Origin of the sequence: Synechococcus sp. Minos11 (genome assembly GCF_014279855.1) — a bacterium.
Lineage (GTDB): Bacteria > Cyanobacteriota > Cyanobacteriia > PCC-6307 > Cyanobiaceae > RCC307.
The window spans coordinates 477,725-492,248 of record NZ_CP047953.1 but is presented as its reverse complement, the minus strand read 5'-3'; the positions used below and the strand labels follow the sequence as shown (position 1 = coordinate 492,248).

Sequence of the window (14,524 nt, the reverse complement as noted above, 5' to 3'; positions counted from 1 at the left end):
CTACCAAGGTGCTGAGCCACTGGGAAGCCAGGCCAGAACTGGTTTTAGGTGATTGACTTGGCGACAGCACTGAAGCAGATGTCACGGATGATCCGTAATAGAAAGCGCAATGCAGATAATCCGTTACAGGAACCAATGACTGTTCCTGCCAGACGGTACAGACGAATACAGAATCGCAGTTCTGTCTTTGCAAAGTTGAATCTGTTCCAAGGGGTTTTCCGTCCCCAAGGGCAGCATCGTCTCGGCGGGCACGTTAGTCAGTCGGGACTTTGTTGTGTCTGATAGGTACTAATTACTGTCTCTTCTAGACGGTACAGCTGGATACACCATTGGCCTTCAGGTGTTGATTGATTGAGTTCAACCCGCATAGGTAGCAGGCCAATTTCGCGGGTCAGCATCGCCCCAGCATTCCTCACACCAGCTGGGGTTTTGTTGTGTCTGGGCTCATCAATTCAATTGAATTCGTTTGGTGAACACAAATAAGCCCCCATTTAGGGGTAGCGGTTATCCCTTGGGTCAGGGCATTGTTAGGGGCTCTTGAGCAATGAAATGAGTCCGATCAAGCTCACCGACGCTCCAGATGGCTTTGAGTACTACAAGGTCTGCGACCCACAGGGCGTTTGCCGCGTGGTCAGGGGATTCCAAGAAGCCCAGCGGGTCATGAAAGAGACGCCTGGCCTGACTGCCACCAAGCTGCCGAGCACCAAAGCCACCTAAGAAAAAAGCGGCCCTAAGACCCGCCACAACTCAATTGAACTCTCAGTGTTCCGCGCTTGGTGGTGAGTGTTTCAGCTAAGAACCCCGATCCCTTTCACGCATGGAGATGCGGCGCTGAAAGCGGCGGACATGGCGGCGGCGCAATTGCCACGGGATGAAAAAGGCAAGGAATACCAATCCACTGATGAGCAGGGCTTTAGCTAGGTCGCTGCCGGAAGCCAAGGGAATGATGGGCAGCGCCTGAGCCAGAGGCATCATTTTGATTGGGGATTAATCCTGACCACAGCCTGTGGTGAGCAATTCAGGCAGCAGCCAAGTCTGTGGAAAAAAATTGTTATTCAGAAAACAATCTTGTGGAAAAAATCATTGATCTGGCGGCGTCCACAGTGGCAATCCCAATGGCGGCAGTACGGCTGAGAGTTCAACCATTTCGGCGTGGCTAAAACCTGCCTCTTGGCTGAAGACGGCAGTGAGGTGGTCCAGCGAAAATTCAAGGCCTTCACGGATGGCTTCCTCACGGGTGGTGGCATTGGTTGGCTCGATGCGCGACTGGTGGCCATCCCAGAAGCAGAGCCAATAACGGGGCTTTTTCATCAGCGTTTAGGCATAGGCGCGGCCAGCTCTCTCTGCATGGGTTCGATCAGCTTGATGGACTCCCTCTCGCTGTATGCCGTTGATGCGAAGACCAAGAGCAGCAGGAAGCCAGTGCCAACTGCATAGAAAAAGCCGAGGCCTTTCTTCTTCGGTTTCGGAGTCGATGGCTCTGTCATTGCTTGCTCTCTTTCGACACCCCTACCGTCGCTGCAATCGATGGTTCACCGCTTCCCCCAATCGGGGGAATTGCCCCCGCCGAAGCAGGCGCCGTTTGGTCAAAGGCCAAATCTATTAACGGCCAACCTCAGCCTGTTCTTAGCTGACCCCATGCCTTTTTCCATGAACTCATGCAGGTCTTCCTCAGTCCACCGCTGCAACTGAATATCCTTCCAGCTCTCGTCTGCAATGCAGGCATCTAGGTAAGACATTGCCTCAATGAGGTTGTCGAACCACTTCCCATCGAATTGTTCGCCGTCAAAAACTGATACGCAGAACAAACCGGATCCAGACCTGAGTAAGGAGTGAAAAATTACCGTTCAGAAGGATTTAGCAGATGAGAGCTGCCTGAGTGCCTCATGAAAACTGGCAGAAATTTCTGAAGCCTCTTCCCCGAACGTTAGTTCCCAGCTGAGAACTGACGTTCGGGCTGGTGCCCAACAAAAAGCCCCCGCCCAAGCAGGGGCAACTGAGATCAAGCACCACGTCTCAGAAATGACGCGGACGAACCGACGTTTGTTGTTACTGATTCTGTGGGCATGGCCGCTACATAAGACACAGCGGATAGAGCAGCCAATACAGCTGCCACGGTTTTTTGGTAATTGGTCATTGGATTAGCCCGCTTATGAAGGCCGCAAAAGCTTGGCCAAAAACCCTGCATGCTTTCCACCCTGTTTTTCTGATTTGTTGATGAGAGTCTCCTAAGCCCTCTGAACGCATCACCTCAAAAAGCCCCCGCAAAGTAGTGGCTAAAGCTGGTCTTGCCTGCTTCTGGCTTCAACGACAGCCTTTCCAGCAATCAGCTTTTATGCGTCACCACGGATCCTGAAACTGGATCCGTGACACCAAGCTCAGGCGAGATCTCCTCAAAGAAATCACGGACCTTGTTCAGGTGTTCGATCATCAGCGGACGGGCCGCCACCAGCTTCTCTTCGCTTTCCCATAGGCCTACAAAGCAATAGCTGCGTTCTCCTGTCTTGGCCCAGTAGGCATCAAGCATCCCCTCAGGGTTCACCCATTGCTCTGTCTCGGCGATGAACTTCTCTTCGCAGCCCTCCTTGCAGCGCACGCGGACGTTGTTGAGGTACTTGGCGGCCACGAGATCAAATCAGGTCGCGTGATCCTCTCAGCAAAAGGCGGAATGGAGGGGTGACTCACCACACCAGCTCGTGTTGAGCCCAGTACCGAACAGCTCGCTGACTATGAGCGGTGTCGGATTGAGTCGGCCCAGCTGGCGGGTGGATTTCGGCCTGGTGCTGGTGACCACGGCGCTGGTGCTGGCAGGTATTCAGCTGAGCGCCACCCCTGGCATTGATGGCTGCGTGGTGGGTCTTCAAAACCCCCAGCTTCGAAGTGCCGGGGAGAGCCTTCCCAATAAAAAAGGCCCCGTATGTGCACGGAGCCAAATGGTTGGTGTGAGGGTGTTGCCCGTCGGGCTACCTCTTCAATCTCGTCGCAGAAGTCCAAAGCGAGACGCACTGCAGGACGCTCCTGCTTGTGTCACGAGCGCATCCGCATCTCAGCCTGAGACACCTCGGCGCCCTCGAAGGTCTTGCGGCTCAGGCTTAAGGCCACATAACAGGTGCTGGGTGATCCAACAGGGGGCGTCAGTCACAGCAGCGTGCATCAAGAAGCACAGACCGGAAGACCTAGCTTTTGAACCCACTACTGGATAGTCGCTCAATGCGCTTTAAGCCCTGGATGCTGGCGCCGCGCTCAAAGGCCAAGGCTGGGCCGTGGAATGCACTGCCACCACCGGTGTTGGCGGCTCTCACCAGTGCCCGCCCAAGCCCCATGGTGCGGGGCTACCTGCTGAACGGCTCATGGCCAGGGGCGACCGGAGTTAGGCCTTCCTTGGCTGCACCCGAGCCAAACCAAGAACCCGAGCCACCAACCGACATCCGACCCGAACCAAAGCAAGAACCTGAGCCACCAACCAACACGCAGCCCGAGCACCCGCCTGAGCAAAGGACACCAGCTGAAACCTCATCCCTATCCCTCACCATCCGAGTTGTGGAGCCAACGCAAGAGGAAGTCAGGCCGACTGAGTTGCCGCCCAAGCAGTCGAGATGGCGCCGGCTCCTGCGGGCAGTCCAAAGAAAAGCCCCCTAAGGCGTTTCATCCTTGAAGGGGTAAACCGAACCACAGCGGCTGATTGGTCGCGGCAGCATTGATGCATTCGTGCTGGTTGAGATGTTCGCTGTTTTGTACGGGATCGCCTTTTTTGTCCTGCTGGGCTGCGCCTTCATGCAAATGCGCCAAGGCTGGAGCGCCAGGAGCCAACAACCGAGGGCCAACAACCTGATGCGTGATCGCACCGGCCTGAAAACCATTCACCCAGAACTCCTAGATGGAAATGGGGAGCTGATCAAAGACGAGCTGCTCACCGTCAGCTTCGACAACGTCTCCGATGGCCCCTTCACCTCGCCAGGCGCTCAACCCGGTTATTGAAAGACGCCGCTGCTCTGGTGAATGGCTTCTGAAACCTGGATGAGTTGCCGCCAGTAGGGCGCCAAACCGCTTTAGAACGTTGAGCAGATCGGAAGCAAGCAGCCGATCGGACGAAGCAACTGACGCCCTGGGTGAGTCCCCAGGGCGTTTTTTATTCACCAACCGCCGGGTTACCTAGCTGGCTGACCGCCCTGGAACACCGTGAGGATGTAGCCACCACGCTCAAAACGGATGAAGTCGTTGCGGTTTCTGCGGGTGTAGTAGCGGCCCTGACCATCCGCTGGAAAGTCAAACGCCCAGCGCTCGCCCATCCAAACCTGAACGTTGCCAAACGCTTGCCGGAAGTCGCAAGGGCCTTGTTCGATCTGTGCACGACCATCCCGCCACATCAATGAGCACCAGGCTTGAACAATTTCAGCCTGAGCCGGTGCTGCGCTGAGAACCGTGGTGAAAGCAATCACAAGAGGCCTCATTAGCGCTTTGCCCATGGACTCAATCCACTGTGCAGCAGCAGACCATCAATGTTGTTGGAGTGAATAGGTCGTATACGAACATGCGATGGGTTGGCCAGTGGTCGAGATCATCTCGGTCTGGGTCTTCGTCCCCACGATGCGGTAGCCATTGCGCAAGTGATGGTTGATTTGATCAACACTCATGGAGCCAGGACACGATTCATCCCAACTGGTGAGCACGCGAATCGTGATCACTGAGGCTTGAGAACCGGGCGTTGCCTTGACCCCTTCACCGCGGCAACGAAGTCCTCCGCGGGTCAGCCAACCATCAAGGCAAAACTCCTCCTCACCCTCTTGGTACCGCCCATCGCCATTGGCATCAAGAAAGCAGAAGGTGGTGTTGGCAATCCGAATACTGCCGCAGGGGTGAAGGCTGGTGGCCTGCGCAGGCGTTGATGTCATAAGCCCAACTGAGCAAGCCAGCAAACCAGCCCCTGCCTTGATCATTGGGGCCAAACAGTTCAGATCTTTGAGGAAAAACCTGCGCTGATTCACTTCGGCCCCATGCTGGCTTTGGCCTGTTGATAGAAGCTCAGGTCGATGGATGGTCGGTTCTCCTCAGCAGCCATGGACTCCACACGCCGGCGCACTGCTGGCCTCACAAAAAAGGGGACGTCCTTCTTCAGGGCTGCCAAAGCATCGTCATTCCAGTCCATCGGAGCCTGCCATCCGCCACTGGACCTTATCGATCCAGCGGAACCAACCGTTCCAAATTGATTGGTCAACGAGGCGGTGAACCGCTGGATAATCTCCAGGACCAATCAACTCGGGGAATGGATCCTTTCTTTGGTGTGCCAATGCCCGTGACACCCCCAGCCGAGGTGCGCGCGTGCATGACCACCCAACTCGGCCAAGACGTTTTCCTCAGTCGCGGCGGGCCCTCAGGCAACGTCACACCAGCCGGGGGCGAGATCACTCAGGAAGAACTCAACATCGCTCACCGCTTCTGCACAACGCTGGAGTGACACAGCGGCTTGGATTGTCTACCTCTAGAAGAGCCCAAGCGCCCACGGCATGGATTCCAAAGACGTTGCGATCAGACGAATCAGAAAAAGAAAAAAGCTCAATAAGCAGTGGCAGGTCTACTTATTCGTCAACCTCATCCTGCTGCTGGTGTGGGGGCTTTCAGGCGGCGGCTATTTCTGGCCGATCTGGGTGATTGTGTTCTGGGGCTTGAGCTTGGCCTGGGAGCAATGGCGCTTTGATCATCCCGAGAAGGCCATCACCGAGCAGGAAATCCAAGATGAACTGAGCCGCATGTGAGCGGACATAAAAAAATGGGGACTGGAACCACCCACATCCCCACGCACTCATGCAGTCCCCAGTGGGGACAATTGCAGTTTGCAGATTGGGCTTGGCCTTGAACATCAAACGATTGGATTCGTTACCAGCCAAACCCAATCTCCTGACAGCAAAAAGCCCCTGCCAGAGCAGGGGCTGAGAGCAAGCAACAAGGCTCAGAGACGATCAATAACGAGCGATCAACCCTCGTCGGTTTCCTCTTCCTCGCCTTTGGGAACGAGGGTCACACCCTTTTTCTTGGAGAGCTTGATCTCAAACTCATCGCCAGGAACAAGATTCAACAGAGCGGTGTAAGCCTTACCAACCAGCAGGTTGCCGTTGCCCTGCACAACAGCTTTGTAGGAGAGCTTACGGCCGCCTTTGCCAACGCCGCCGCCAGAGCCAATACCAACGCCCTTGGCTTCGAGCAGTGCCTCGTAAAAAGCGGTGAAGTTGAGTCGGTCAGACCCATCTTTCTTTTGCGAGACGTAGCCACAAGCCTTGACAACTTCAGACTTGCTAGCTCCTCCCATTTCTTTGACTTTTGCGAGGAGCTCTTCGCCGGTAAGCATGGCTAATGAAGTGGAATGAGTTGTTTATAACGCGTCGCCGGTTCCTGCCAAGGGCGGAGAGTGCTCTAATTCACCCAGCACAAAATCAATGAATGCGCAACTCCTTGCGGTGATTGTTGAGCCAATAAATAACAGCAACCAAGGCAACGACTGAAATCAGGGTGGACATGTTTTCTTCTTTTCAGCTGATCAAGCTCTACTACTGATGCGCAGCAGCCTCAAGGGAGGCACCCGACCCTGGAAGGCCGGTTGCCCGCCCCTCACAGCAAGGCCCATGGGCACTGGCTGGCGTAGCGATCAAGGATGCGGGCATGGCCACTGGCCACCATCTCCTCACCAATATTAAGCGGCCACAGATAAATCTCAGCGACAGCGCGGCCATAGCGGTCCTTGCCGATGCGGCGGATCAACACCTCTTTCCCCACCACCAACTCCCGCAAGTAGTCACGTGAGGCCTGCGCCAGTCGTTGAGCATTTGGGGGACCTGTCAGCTCGGGTGCATCAATGCAGGCCAGGCGGATGGCTTCACCGCTGGTGGTGCGGCAGGTATCGCCGTCATGACAGCGCTCAATCATCACCGTGGGAGCAGCCACAGCCGGCAGCCCCGACAGCAACAAGGCCAAGAGAGCATGGGCTCTGCCAATCCTTAGACCTAGAGGTGGGTGCCGAGGTTTCCTCATCGCCATCACCAAGAGGGTCCACCCAGCTGAAACCTTGGTGGACGGCATCTCGGCTCAGCCAAGACCGCAGGTTTCTTTTATGGAATGGGCCTGCCAAAGGCAATAGACAGAAGATCCAGCCCAGCCAGCCATGTCGTCTGCTGTTTCCGCTCTAGCCCTGATTGTTCTGATCTACGCCCTCAATGCAACAGCGGTTGCCAATGAGGGATGAGGGCTAAGCCCCGTGACGCCAAAAGATTGCGAACAACACCACAGAAGCCAGCTGTCCGGCGAGCACGCTGGAGCGGATGCCCAGTCGCTTCAGGGCCGAGCGCGTCGTGGCTTGCTTCAACCAAGCAAGTTCTGAACGGTTAGAGGAAGGAGTGGAGTCGTCTCCAGGCATGGACCTGGTCCATGGGGTTGTCGCAGGCATCAGGCTTGCTCCAGGCGGGGTGGGTTAAGGGCTACATCTCCCGTTGATCCTTCCAGCTCTGCTGGCTCGGTGGGGTGAAGTCAGCGTGGGATCTTCCTGAGGCTTTGCCTACGCAAGTGCATCTATCTCTTCACACGCAGACGAGACAAGAGCGGAGATTGGCAGCCTGAAAGCATCGTTTCAACAACCATGGCAACCCAAAGGCGTGACGCTGAACATCTCAGGGGGTTGTTGGCGCAGGACACCTGCCATGTGATGCCCTGTTGCTTCGATGCACTATCAGCGCGACTGATTGAACAGGCCGGATTTCCGCTCACCTTCATGAGTGGCTTTTCCGTGGCAGCAGCGCGGGCGGGCTTGCCCGATACGGGCTTACTGACGGTGAGCGAAATGCTCGACCAAGGCGGATCGATTTGTGATGCCGTCAATCTGCCCGTCATTGGTGATGGCGATAACGGCCATGGCAATGCCGCCAATGTGCACCGAACCATGCATCAATTTGCCCGAGCTGGATTCGCCGGGATCATGCTGGAAGATCAAAGCTCCCCCAAGCGCTGCGGCCACACGGGGGTGAAAGCGGTGGTGGAGCGAGAGCAAGCGCTCGAGAGGATCCGCGCAGCCGTTCAGGCCAGAGAGCAGGGCGCTGATCTTGTGATCATTGCCCGCACAGATGCACGTTCCGCTCTGGCCGCAAGCCATGGCGAAGCTCAAGCACTCGAGGAAGCGCTCTGGCGCCTGAATGCCTTTGCCGATTTGGGCGCTGATGTGGTGTTTCTCGAAGCACCACGCAGCGAGCAGGAAATGGATCGCTTCTGCCGGCAGGTTCCGGGCTGGCGCATGGCCAACATGCTGGAAGGGGGGCTCACACCCTGGCTGCCGCCCGATGCCTTGGCGTCCATGGGCTTTCGTTTAGCGGCCTACCCCCTAACGCTCATATCCGCGGCTGCATTCGCCATGAAAACAGCTCTCTCGGCATTGCAATCAGGAACAGCACCGCAACAGCTCCTGAGTTTTTCCGAGCTCAAAGACCTGGTTGGCTTCCCGGCCTACGACCAGGCCGCAAGCAGCAACTAGCCATTCACCACAACTGCTGTTGAGGCGGGTGTGCTTCATCGAACACAAAGGTCCCGGGGTGTTGTTCAGCTTCAGCGGTCAACACACCAACGCTCAAAAACAGCAACCAACTCAGCGCATCAGCGAACTGAGGTCGTCGAAACATGCCTGCCCTCACCACTGCGGGAAGACTCGCCGAAAAGCCAGCAGGCTTTCTGCGCTGTTCTGGTGATGATCGTCTGAGACCTTGCTAAGGCCACCCAGCCATTGGCCTCAGCGCTGCCGTCGATTGGCCTTTCTCGTACCTCCGTATTGGTACTGAGGTTGTTGGGATTGCACCTTCCAACACTCCGGGCAGGCAAAGCGCCACGTCGCTGAGACCGCTGTTCTGATCCTGTAGTGAACAGAGCCGTCCTGACCGCAGTAGTCGCAACGCATGGTGCTCATCGGCAGGCTTGGTGTGGCCGCAACAAGCATGGGCGATAACTGGCGTGGTGGTGACGGCAACCGGTCGATCCGCGCAGCCAACACCAAGGGCACGTCGCCATCCATACACGCCGCCACAGCTGGCTTCGGCCAGCATTGATCAATGACTGAGCGCAACAGCGATCGACTGCCGCATTGCGGCTGGGTGTACGGCAAGGGGCAACCGCCTCAGCCGTTTCTGATCACAGCCACCAATGCCGATGGCTCAGCGGTTGGCTACCGCGCTGGCAACAACCAAACCATCCCAGCTGGGGAATGGTTTTTTGAACTGCCAGCCAGCGATGAAGACCAAGTTCAGTGGGCTGAATTGTTGGGTCACTAAACCGAACCTGCCTGTTCGGCTTGCCCATCTTCATTAGCGCGCCAAGCAGCTCTAGACCGATCAAGTCGTTTCTGGAGAAGCCAATGACCACATCAACGCTTCCCATTCCAACCGGACTGATCACCACCGATGGCGAGGGCCACGGCAATGTTTATGCCCGTGAGCCAAAGATGGAATACGCCGCAGCCGATGCAGGCTGGGGATTTCATGAGCGCGCTGAAAAGCTGAACGGCCGCCTCGCCATGGTTGGCTTTGTTGCCGCACTCGCCACAGAACTCCTCACCGGCGAAGGCCTACTGCACACCATTGGCCTCTAAGGGCCACGCCACACAACCACGCAATCTGTTGATGGAGGACGCCATGACCAAAGCAATCGATCCCTCAGCAACCAGCAACGGCAACCAGCACCACAACGCACAACGCCGGCTCACCACCCTGGGACTCGTGGCCAAGCAACTCGCCACCGATGACCTACTTGGGCAAGGGCTCTTGCTCAGAGCCCTGGGCTTCTAGGGCTGGATCACTCGGCATGTCCTCGACGACAGGCTGAAGTCCACTCATCCACAGAGCTGGATCACGCAGATCGCGCAGCGGCAGCCGGAGTCGTTGGGTGGCATCCAACACGGCCACCAACTCAACCCAACGCTCTGCTGAGCGCCCCCCTTGTCCGACAACACGAAAGTGTCGAAAGCCAAGTTGCTCTTCAACGCTTGTCCAATGCTGGGCCAACTTGGTCATCCACCGAGTGTCCCACTGGATCAGCGCCTAGGTGAGCGGCGCTCAACCCACTCCAAAGGAGCCAAGCCCAATTCTTGCCTGATCGGATTGATGTAGGCGTAGTACTGCTCGCGCAAGGCCGAGCGGGACTGACGCGTTTGTTTGAGGCAACGCTTGAAGGCCAGTTTGCTTGTGGCGCGGTCCACGCATTGCTTCTCCTGCTGCATCAACGCAGCACGGCTGGAGTAGCTGGTTTGCTTCCAGCGCCTTTGGGCTTGAAACAGGGCCTCGCGCTGCTGATCACTCAATTGCTCTTGGCGCCTCCACAGCAACAGCGGCGTTGTGGCGATGCGCATGGAGCCAGCCGTTGGAGAGGCGGAAGCGGTGGCAGTCAACAGCTCAAGGCTGAAAAAAGCCGCTGCAACAGCCAAACAACCAATGCCAATCGATGAAGCCGTTTTCATGGCGAGATCCCCAATCAAGACATCCGACGCTCCCACCAGCCCATGACCCAGTTCTGAATGGATCTGGAGGACGGATGACTGAATTTGACTCGCTCAGATCGCTACAGCGGTGTGATCTCTTCCTTGTCGCCATCCAACAAGCCATCGATGAACACCGCCGCGCGGCTGAGCGCCAGCTCGTTGACTTCTTGCACGGCTTGGTTGAGGCGTGAGCGGGTCTGCTCAGACATATAGACCTGCTTCAAAGCCATCGATGCCTTGAAGCGCTCGGCATCGTTCAAGCCCTCGAGGCAATCGTCAATGGATTTGGCGAACAGGGCACCAGCAATGGCCTCCGCAGCCGAGGGAGAAACGTTGTTCATCCCCGCATGATGCGTACTTCTGTACCACCGTCAAGGGGTGGTGGGGCCGTCCAGCAATTCATCGATCAGGATTGCCGCACTGCCTTCCGCCAGGTCATAGAGCTCTTGAATTGCAGCGCCCACACGCTCTCTGGTTTCAGGACTGATGAAGTCCGGATCCAAGGCCATCGAAGCCTTGAACTGCTGGGTAGGGTCCAAATGCTTCAAGCAACTCTCAAGCGAATCACTCAGCAGGGCGGCAGCCAGGGTGATCGGCGCCGAAGGGGCAATTTGATCGTCCATCAATCCACCGTGATGCGCTGAGGTTGCAACTGGACCGGCCGGGCGGTTCGGTTCTCTCGTCTGCAGCTGTGGTTCGGGTCTAACCCCAGCCCAAGGATCGTCGCCACCAGCTGGAGACCCACCGGCCAACAGAGCAGCTCATAAGCTCCGCCAAGCCAGGATCCCCCTCGGGATGAACCAATAGGAAATGAGCTGAAAATTTTTGCCCAGCACATAAGAACGAAAAAAGTCCCTCAGATCTGACCAGTCATTGCGATAAGCACTGGGGTACAGAAGGGTGCTGATCACAGCAAAAATCATCACGTGCAAAAAATTGCCGGCGGGGTGATGGCCCAGCTGAAACCCCAGCAGCCTGGCTTCGCTATTGACGCTGAAATCAAGTTCAAAGTGTTCGTGGAGTTTGTCGTGCAGCTCGGTGCACTCGCCAATGCCAGGAATCCAGTTCTCGAGAAATTGCACATAGGGATCAGGGCCAAAAGCAGGACAAAGCGAAGATTGAGCTTGACAATCAACAAACGATCCAGCCATCAACACCACCAAGATCTGCGCCAGTTAAGCGAGGCCCCCACCGCCAAGATGTAGTCAAACGATCACTTGTTGAACAACAAGGACAGCTAGCCACCCACAAACAAAATTAATCAGTCTGGACTTCCTCATAATAATAGGAATCTTCATCTTCACCGATCCGATAAAATCCGGCGGGGAGAGCCCCCAGAGAACTAAACTTAATTTTGCAAACAAGGCTGGTGTTAGTTTCTAGAACAAGCCGAGGGTCTGAATCTTCAGGCATTGCATTTTTGGCAACAATTTCAGTAATACTCTCACCTGAATTACTTTTTACTTCTTGGGCTGCCTTAATAGCCACTAGGCCCCAAAACCCATCGCCATAAACCGCTTTAGCAATCGCAGCATCATCATGAATGACTTCATATTCATCCTCATCATTAAGCCGATACAACATTGCTTTGCCGCTCTTCTCACGCGTTAAAAAAGTTACGAATCGACCCCCCTCCTCCGCTGCATCTTCATAAGACATGCGCAAGATTTGACTAGCCAGCCTGTCACAATCCTTGTAGGCCTCCGATGAGAATTCATCGATCAAGCCATTGCCGCCAATCTCCAAGCCACAGCCTGCCAGCAGCAAGGAGGCTGCTGTTGGCATCAACAAGCCCAGCATCCGGCCCACCTTGTGACTATCCAAGGGGAAAAGCAAAGCCCTGCAAGCAACGGGTGTTCAGCAATCCTGCCAGGGAAATCAGACTGAGTCCAGCCTCTGAGGAAAGGCCCATTGCAACAGCTTAGTGATAATTGGGGGCTGCATGCATTTGATCAGCGCGACATAGGAACACATCGCCACCTCTTTCCCGATACAGAAGAAGATGGGAATTGCCCTTCTCGACAAAGGCTAAATACTTCCAATCAATCCCTTGTTCACTGGCTTGAGAAAGACAGGATAAAAGCGTTTGCCTCTCAATCCAACTGTCATTTGTCATTCTGCGCAGCGCCCTTGGAAGGAAACAGCGCCAAGGGCACGATGAATGCAAGAGCGCCAATACCCGAGCCACTTGAAGCAATCAACCTAAAAAAGTGGAATCTCAAATCATCCCCCTTAAAACCATCAGATTCAAGGTAATGCAGCCTTTGCAATCAAAACCTTGTTTTTGGCACCACTGGTGAAAAGCGAGTCCTGGCTGTTCTGACTCAGGCGGAGGAGTATTGTTGAAATCACTGCAATAAGCATCAGTGAAGTTCACGCGCGCTTCGATGGCTGCTAATCCAGTCAGGCTGAGAGCAATAAACTGCAGCATCTCAAGCGATTCGCGCATCGGGGAGCAACCTCTACTGGTCTTAAAGCTTGCTTAGCCAGAAACATCACTGACAACGCAGTAGGGCAGGGATTGCGAGCCCGCTTTCAATTCGGTTCCGCTTGGTCGTTGGTTTGAGCGCAATCAAGCACCGCTTCAAACAAGTTGGCTGTGGTGTGCTGTGTGAATCCATGAATCTCGCGGACTGCGAGCGCTAAGGATTCCTTCATGGCTTCCGACATGCAGTCGGGCCGCAACGCCAATTGCAACTTGCTGCGCTGCAACGGCTCGAGCTCATGGAGCTGGTTTTGGATCACCTCGCGCAGTAGGGCGCCAGCAGCGCAGATGGAGGTGGGAATGGCTTGGGGGTTGTTCATGGCTCAATGGTTGCTGGTCCCCGATCCGGCGTGACCGGCCAGCCACGTTCGGCTTCCACGGTTCGGTCGCATCCAGTCGCCCTTGAATGTGATCAGCCAGAGCTCTTAGACAAGAGAGATCCATCCCTTGCTGGCCATGCTGCGATCAGCCGCTGTTGGACTGAGCTTGGCGCTGCTGCCTGCAGCTGGCCTTGCTGGACTCTCAGACTTTGATCGCACCGCAGAGCGCGTGGCCACGGCCATCTGCATCGGCGTCCACACCGATGCCTCCTACAACCAAGCCTGGGATCAGGGCAAACCGGATGCACAGGCCATTGGCCTCACGGTGGAGCGCATCGAGGCGGTGAAAGCCAACCAAGGCGTTGAGGCGATTCAAAACAGGGCCAACGAAATGATTCGCGATGTGGGCTGCCAAGCACTGATTCCCGAGCAGGCCTATGGCGTATTTGGGCCCTTCAAACCACTGGGACCCAGTTCGTTTGAGGGTTTCTACGACTAATCAAAACGCTGTAACGGAATGGATCAGTCGCTTGCAACAGCCAGCACGCGATTCAACCTGAAATCACTGGTTCATTCCGAGGTGCCCATGGAGCGCCAACCTTCCGACATCCGGCAAACACTTTTTTTCAGCGCGAGCTCCATGGGTGTTGAAGCCATCGACGATTGCGAGCAGACATTTGCCAACGACCCCAGCCAGGCCATTGCTGGCCTCGGCGCCGCCGTGGTGAGCTGGTGCGTGATGGTTGAGCGGGCCCTCTGGATGATCTGAACCACTCAGAGCCGGGCGCTGGCGAAATGACAACGCGCCGCCGCAAACAACGACACGTAGAGAAAAAAGGCGCCGTATTTGGTGTGCGCGTTGCTCACGATGAAGCGCTTAAGCAGGCTCACGGGTTAACAGGCAAAACACCAACTCATGCAGCTGATCGTTGAGGGCTTTGATGGCTGCCTCTTGATCAGCCAAGCGGCAGCGAAGATCGTCAAGCTGCTCAGAGCGATCCAGCCCACCTGGAGGTCTGCCAGGAAACAACGGAATGACCTTGGCCATTGATGCAGTGATCCACGGATTGACCGAACTTGCCGGCAACAGCCCACCAGGCCATGACTCAAGCCAGCGCAAGTCTTTCCGGCTGTGTCTGTTGGCTGAAGAGCGACTGAGAAGCCTTAAAAGGGACTGAGAAGCCCGCGGCGCCAGACCTCCCCATTAGCAATTTTGGTAGC

The 14,524-nt window shown here is 55.9% G+C and carries 28 protein-coding genes; 10 read left to right on the top strand and 18 right to left on the bottom strand.

From position 1 onward, the window contains the following. The first annotated feature begins 549 nt into the window (after positions 1 to 549). A complete protein-coding gene (locus tag SynMINOS11_RS02730) occupies positions 550 to 717 on the top strand; it encodes a hypothetical protein (protein ID WP_186549689.1) in 168 nt (55 codons plus the stop codon). Between the two features lie 75 nt (positions 718 to 792). Here SynMINOS11_RS02730 and SynMINOS11_RS02725 read toward each other — a convergent pair whose 3' ends face one another. The 4 genes from SynMINOS11_RS02725 to SynMINOS11_RS12825 all read right to left on the bottom strand — a co-directional run bounded on the left by SynMINOS11_RS02725 (position 793) and on the right by SynMINOS11_RS12825 (position 3,302). Then, positions 793 to 972 carry a hypothetical protein gene (locus tag SynMINOS11_RS02725; RefSeq protein WP_186549687.1) on the bottom strand — a complete coding sequence of 60 codons (180 nt, stop codon included), beginning with the start codon at positions 970 to 972 and terminating at the stop codon, positions 793 to 795. Positions 973 to 1,080: 108 nt separating this feature from the next. Then, entirely contained in the window at positions 1,081 to 1,311 is a 231-nt protein-coding gene (locus SynMINOS11_RS02720) for a hypothetical protein (RefSeq protein ID WP_011934953.1), read from the bottom strand. 1,015 nt (positions 1,312 to 2,326) lie between these two features. Continuing rightward, positions 2,327 to 2,626 carry a hypothetical protein gene (locus SynMINOS11_RS02715; RefSeq protein WP_011934951.1) on the bottom strand — a complete coding sequence of 100 codons (300 nt, stop codon included), beginning with the start codon at positions 2,624 to 2,626 and terminating at the stop codon, positions 2,327 to 2,329. Between the two features lie 550 nt (positions 2,627 to 3,176). Then, a complete protein-coding gene (locus SynMINOS11_RS12825) occupies positions 3,177 to 3,302 on the bottom strand; it encodes a hypothetical protein (RefSeq protein WP_255445461.1) in 126 nt (41 codons plus the stop codon). 418 nt (positions 3,303 to 3,720) lie between these two features. On the opposite strand from SynMINOS11_RS12825, the gene SynMINOS11_RS02710 reads away from it, so the two are divergent. After that, positions 3,721 to 3,978 carry a DUF2973 domain-containing protein gene (locus SynMINOS11_RS02710; protein WP_043737777.1) on the top strand — a complete coding sequence of 86 codons (258 nt, stop codon included), beginning with the start codon at positions 3,721 to 3,723 and terminating at the stop codon, positions 3,976 to 3,978. 170 nt (positions 3,979 to 4,148) lie between these two features. Here the strand turns inward: SynMINOS11_RS02710 and SynMINOS11_RS02705 are convergent, their stop codons facing one another. The 3 genes from SynMINOS11_RS02705 to SynMINOS11_RS02695 all read right to left on the bottom strand — a co-directional run bounded on the left by SynMINOS11_RS02705 (position 4,149) and on the right by SynMINOS11_RS02695 (position 5,146). Further along, positions 4,149 to 4,451, bottom strand: coding sequence for a hypothetical protein (locus SynMINOS11_RS02705; RefSeq protein ID WP_186549685.1), 303 nt, complete (start codon positions 4,449 to 4,451; stop codon positions 4,149 to 4,151). Between the two features lie 45 nt (positions 4,452 to 4,496). Further along, positions 4,497 to 4,892 (bottom strand): hypothetical protein, encoded by a 396-nt coding sequence (locus SynMINOS11_RS02700; RefSeq protein ID WP_186549683.1) that lies wholly within the window; start codon positions 4,890 to 4,892, stop codon positions 4,497 to 4,499. Positions 4,893 to 4,981: 89 nt separating this feature from the next. Continuing rightward, positions 4,982 to 5,146 carry a PCP reductase family protein gene (locus tag SynMINOS11_RS02695; protein ID WP_043736560.1) on the bottom strand — a complete coding sequence of 55 codons (165 nt, stop codon included), beginning with the start codon at positions 5,144 to 5,146 and terminating at the stop codon, positions 4,982 to 4,984. A 177-nt stretch (positions 5,147 to 5,323) separates the two neighbouring features. Between SynMINOS11_RS02695 and SynMINOS11_RS12820 the strand changes: the two genes are divergently transcribed. Next, positions 5,324 to 5,455, top strand: coding sequence for a hypothetical protein (locus SynMINOS11_RS12820; RefSeq protein WP_255445460.1), 132 nt, complete (start codon positions 5,324 to 5,326; stop codon positions 5,453 to 5,455). A 49-nt stretch (positions 5,456 to 5,504) separates the two neighbouring features. Further along, positions 5,505 to 5,753: a 2TM domain-containing protein gene (locus SynMINOS11_RS02690; protein WP_011934944.1), complete on the top strand. Its 249-nt coding sequence runs from the start codon at positions 5,505 to 5,507 to the stop codon at positions 5,751 to 5,753. 218 nt (positions 5,754 to 5,971) lie between these two features. Here SynMINOS11_RS02690 and SynMINOS11_RS02685 read toward each other — a convergent pair whose 3' ends face one another. Together SynMINOS11_RS02685 and SynMINOS11_RS02680 are read right to left on the bottom strand one after the other, a co-directional pair. Then, on the bottom strand, positions 5,972 to 6,343 hold the full coding sequence (locus tag SynMINOS11_RS02685) for an AbrB-like transcriptional regulator (RefSeq protein WP_011934943.1): 372 nt from the start codon (positions 6,341 to 6,343) through the stop codon (positions 5,972 to 5,974). 260 nt (positions 6,344 to 6,603) lie between these two features. Beyond that, a complete protein-coding gene (locus tag SynMINOS11_RS02680) occupies positions 6,604 to 6,936 on the bottom strand; it encodes a thermonuclease family protein (RefSeq protein ID WP_255445459.1) in 333 nt (110 codons plus the stop codon). Between the two features lie 688 nt (positions 6,937 to 7,624). On the opposite strand from SynMINOS11_RS02680, the gene SynMINOS11_RS02675 reads away from it, so the two are divergent. After that, on the top strand, positions 7,625 to 8,509 hold the full coding sequence (locus tag SynMINOS11_RS02675) for an isocitrate lyase/PEP mutase family protein (RefSeq protein ID WP_186549681.1): 885 nt from the start codon (positions 7,625 to 7,627) through the stop codon (positions 8,507 to 8,509). Between the two features lie 4 nt (positions 8,510 to 8,513). Here SynMINOS11_RS02675 and SynMINOS11_RS02670 read toward each other — a convergent pair whose 3' ends face one another. Next, positions 8,514 to 8,654: a hypothetical protein gene (locus tag SynMINOS11_RS02670; protein ID WP_186549679.1), complete on the bottom strand. Its 141-nt coding sequence runs from the start codon at positions 8,652 to 8,654 to the stop codon at positions 8,514 to 8,516. A 423-nt stretch (positions 8,655 to 9,077) separates the two neighbouring features. On the opposite strand from SynMINOS11_RS02670, the gene SynMINOS11_RS02665 reads away from it, so the two are divergent. Both SynMINOS11_RS02665 and SynMINOS11_RS02660 read left to right on the top strand, forming a co-directional pair. Further along, positions 9,078 to 9,296: a hypothetical protein gene (locus tag SynMINOS11_RS02665; protein ID WP_011934939.1), complete on the top strand. Its 219-nt coding sequence runs from the start codon at positions 9,078 to 9,080 to the stop codon at positions 9,294 to 9,296. Between the two features lie 83 nt (positions 9,297 to 9,379). Then, the gene (locus SynMINOS11_RS02660; RefSeq protein WP_186549677.1) at positions 9,380 to 9,613 is read left to right on the top strand and encodes a chlorophyll a/b-binding protein; all 234 of its coding nucleotides are present in this window, start codon (positions 9,380 to 9,382) and stop codon (positions 9,611 to 9,613) included. A 154-nt stretch (positions 9,614 to 9,767) separates the two neighbouring features. Here the strand turns inward: SynMINOS11_RS02660 and SynMINOS11_RS02655 are convergent, their stop codons facing one another. The 4 genes from SynMINOS11_RS02655 to SynMINOS11_RS02640 all read right to left on the bottom strand — a co-directional run bounded on the left by SynMINOS11_RS02655 (position 9,768) and on the right by SynMINOS11_RS02640 (position 11,121). After that, entirely contained in the window at positions 9,768 to 10,034 is a 267-nt protein-coding gene (locus SynMINOS11_RS02655) for a TIGR02450 family Trp-rich protein (protein WP_011934936.1), read from the bottom strand. Positions 10,035 to 10,054: 20 nt separating this feature from the next. Further along, positions 10,055 to 10,513 (bottom strand): hypothetical protein, encoded by a 459-nt coding sequence (locus tag SynMINOS11_RS02650; protein WP_186549675.1) that lies wholly within the window; start codon positions 10,511 to 10,513, stop codon positions 10,055 to 10,057. A gap of 65 nt (positions 10,514 to 10,578) precedes the next feature. Then, positions 10,579 to 10,839 (bottom strand): hypothetical protein, encoded by a 261-nt coding sequence (locus tag SynMINOS11_RS02645; RefSeq protein ID WP_011934934.1) that lies wholly within the window; start codon positions 10,837 to 10,839, stop codon positions 10,579 to 10,581. Between the two features lie 30 nt (positions 10,840 to 10,869). After that, a complete protein-coding gene (locus tag SynMINOS11_RS02640) occupies positions 10,870 to 11,121 on the bottom strand; it encodes a hypothetical protein (RefSeq protein ID WP_043736554.1) in 252 nt (83 codons plus the stop codon). 303 nt (positions 11,122 to 11,424) lie between these two features. On the opposite strand from SynMINOS11_RS02640, the gene SynMINOS11_RS02635 reads away from it, so the two are divergent. After that, positions 11,425 to 11,703 carry a hypothetical protein gene (locus SynMINOS11_RS02635; protein WP_186549673.1) on the top strand — a complete coding sequence of 93 codons (279 nt, stop codon included), beginning with the start codon at positions 11,425 to 11,427 and terminating at the stop codon, positions 11,701 to 11,703. Between the two features lie 52 nt (positions 11,704 to 11,755). Here SynMINOS11_RS02635 and SynMINOS11_RS02630 read toward each other — a convergent pair whose 3' ends face one another. The 3 genes from SynMINOS11_RS02630 to SynMINOS11_RS02620 form a co-directional block, all read right to left on the bottom strand. Next, positions 11,756 to 12,322 (bottom strand): hypothetical protein, encoded by a 567-nt coding sequence (locus tag SynMINOS11_RS02630; protein ID WP_186549671.1) that lies wholly within the window; start codon positions 12,320 to 12,322, stop codon positions 11,756 to 11,758. Between the two features lie 394 nt (positions 12,323 to 12,716). Continuing rightward, complete coding sequence (locus SynMINOS11_RS02625; protein ID WP_186549669.1) at positions 12,717 to 12,947, bottom strand: hypothetical protein; 231 nt, start codon at positions 12,945 to 12,947, stop codon at positions 12,717 to 12,719. 86 nt (positions 12,948 to 13,033) lie between these two features. Beyond that, entirely contained in the window at positions 13,034 to 13,303 is a 270-nt protein-coding gene (locus SynMINOS11_RS02620) for a hypothetical protein (protein WP_186549667.1), read from the bottom strand. Between the two features lie 136 nt (positions 13,304 to 13,439). Between SynMINOS11_RS02620 and SynMINOS11_RS02615 the strand changes: the two genes are divergently transcribed. Continuing rightward, positions 13,440 to 13,802 carry a hypothetical protein gene (locus tag SynMINOS11_RS02615; RefSeq protein ID WP_186549665.1) on the top strand — a complete coding sequence of 121 codons (363 nt, stop codon included), beginning with the start codon at positions 13,440 to 13,442 and terminating at the stop codon, positions 13,800 to 13,802. An 87-nt stretch (positions 13,803 to 13,889) separates the two neighbouring features. Beyond that, positions 13,890 to 14,072, top strand: a complete 183-nt coding sequence (locus SynMINOS11_RS02610; RefSeq protein ID WP_186549663.1) for a hypothetical protein — start codon at positions 13,890 to 13,892, stop codon at positions 14,070 to 14,072. A gap of 108 nt (positions 14,073 to 14,180) precedes the next feature. Here the strand turns inward: SynMINOS11_RS02610 and SynMINOS11_RS02605 are convergent, their stop codons facing one another. Continuing rightward, positions 14,181 to 14,351 carry a hypothetical protein gene (locus SynMINOS11_RS02605; protein ID WP_186549661.1) on the bottom strand — a complete coding sequence of 57 codons (171 nt, stop codon included), beginning with the start codon at positions 14,349 to 14,351 and terminating at the stop codon, positions 14,181 to 14,183. Between the last annotated feature and the right edge of the window lie 173 nt (positions 14,352 to 14,524).

Excerpts from the sequence above, each read along its gene's own strand:
- SynMINOS11_RS02690 (WP_011934944.1), top strand. The coding sequence starts at position 5,505 with ATGGATTCCAAAGACGTTGCGATCAGACGAATCAGAAAAAGAAAAAAG.
- SynMINOS11_RS02730 (WP_186549689.1), top strand. The coding sequence starts at position 550 with ATGAGTCCGATCAAGCTCACCGACGCTCCAGATGGCTTTGAGTACTAC.
- SynMINOS11_RS02615 (WP_186549665.1), top strand. The coding sequence starts at position 13,440 with ATGCTGCGATCAGCCGCTGTTGGACTGAGCTTGGCGCTGCTGCCTGCA.
- SynMINOS11_RS02640 (WP_043736554.1), bottom strand. The coding sequence starts at position 11,121 with ATGGACGATCAAATTGCCCCTTCGGCGCCGATCACCCTGGCTGCCGCC.
- SynMINOS11_RS02605 (WP_186549661.1), bottom strand. The coding sequence starts at position 14,351 with ATGGCCAAGGTCATTCCGTTGTTTCCTGGCAGACCTCCAGGTGGGCTG.
- SynMINOS11_RS02710 (WP_043737777.1), top strand. The coding sequence starts at position 3,721 with ATGTTCGCTGTTTTGTACGGGATCGCCTTTTTTGTCCTGCTGGGCTGC.
- SynMINOS11_RS02620 (WP_186549667.1), bottom strand. The coding sequence starts at position 13,303 with ATGAACAACCCCCAAGCCATTCCCACCTCCATCTGCGCTGCTGGCGCC.
- SynMINOS11_RS02645 (WP_011934934.1), bottom strand. The coding sequence starts at position 10,839 with ATGAACAACGTTTCTCCCTCGGCTGCGGAGGCCATTGCTGGTGCCCTG.
- SynMINOS11_RS02705 (WP_186549685.1), bottom strand. The coding sequence starts at position 4,451 with ATGAGGCCTCTTGTGATTGCTTTCACCACGGTTCTCAGCGCAGCACCG.
- SynMINOS11_RS02670 (WP_186549679.1), bottom strand. The coding sequence starts at position 8,654 with ATGTTTCGACGACCTCAGTTCGCTGATGCGCTGAGTTGGTTGCTGTTT.
- SynMINOS11_RS02695 (WP_043736560.1), bottom strand. The coding sequence starts at position 5,146 with ATGGACTGGAATGACGATGCTTTGGCAGCCCTGAAGAAGGACGTCCCC.
- SynMINOS11_RS02725 (WP_186549687.1), bottom strand. The coding sequence starts at position 972 with ATGCCTCTGGCTCAGGCGCTGCCCATCATTCCCTTGGCTTCCGGCAGC.
- SynMINOS11_RS02610 (WP_186549663.1), top strand. The coding sequence starts at position 13,890 with ATGGAGCGCCAACCTTCCGACATCCGGCAAACACTTTTTTTCAGCGCG.
- SynMINOS11_RS02700 (WP_186549683.1), bottom strand. The coding sequence starts at position 4,892 with ATGACATCAACGCCTGCGCAGGCCACCAGCCTTCACCCCTGCGGCAGT.
- SynMINOS11_RS02675 (WP_186549681.1), top strand. The coding sequence starts at position 7,625 with ATGGCAACCCAAAGGCGTGACGCTGAACATCTCAGGGGGTTGTTGGCG.
- SynMINOS11_RS02685 (WP_011934943.1), bottom strand. The coding sequence starts at position 6,343 with ATGCTTACCGGCGAAGAGCTCCTCGCAAAAGTCAAAGAAATGGGAGGA.
- SynMINOS11_RS02720 (WP_011934953.1), bottom strand. The coding sequence starts at position 1,311 with ATGAAAAAGCCCCGTTATTGGCTCTGCTTCTGGGATGGCCACCAGTCG.
- SynMINOS11_RS02625 (WP_186549669.1), bottom strand. The coding sequence starts at position 12,947 with ATGCGCGAATCGCTTGAGATGCTGCAGTTTATTGCTCTCAGCCTGACT.
- SynMINOS11_RS02655 (WP_011934936.1), bottom strand. The coding sequence starts at position 10,034 with ATGACCAAGTTGGCCCAGCATTGGACAAGCGTTGAAGAGCAACTTGGC.
- SynMINOS11_RS02660 (WP_186549677.1), top strand. The coding sequence starts at position 9,380 with ATGACCACATCAACGCTTCCCATTCCAACCGGACTGATCACCACCGAT.
- SynMINOS11_RS02665 (WP_011934939.1), top strand. The coding sequence starts at position 9,078 with ATGACTGAGCGCAACAGCGATCGACTGCCGCATTGCGGCTGGGTGTAC.
- SynMINOS11_RS12820 (WP_255445460.1), top strand. The coding sequence starts at position 5,324 with ATGACCACCCAACTCGGCCAAGACGTTTTCCTCAGTCGCGGCGGGCCC.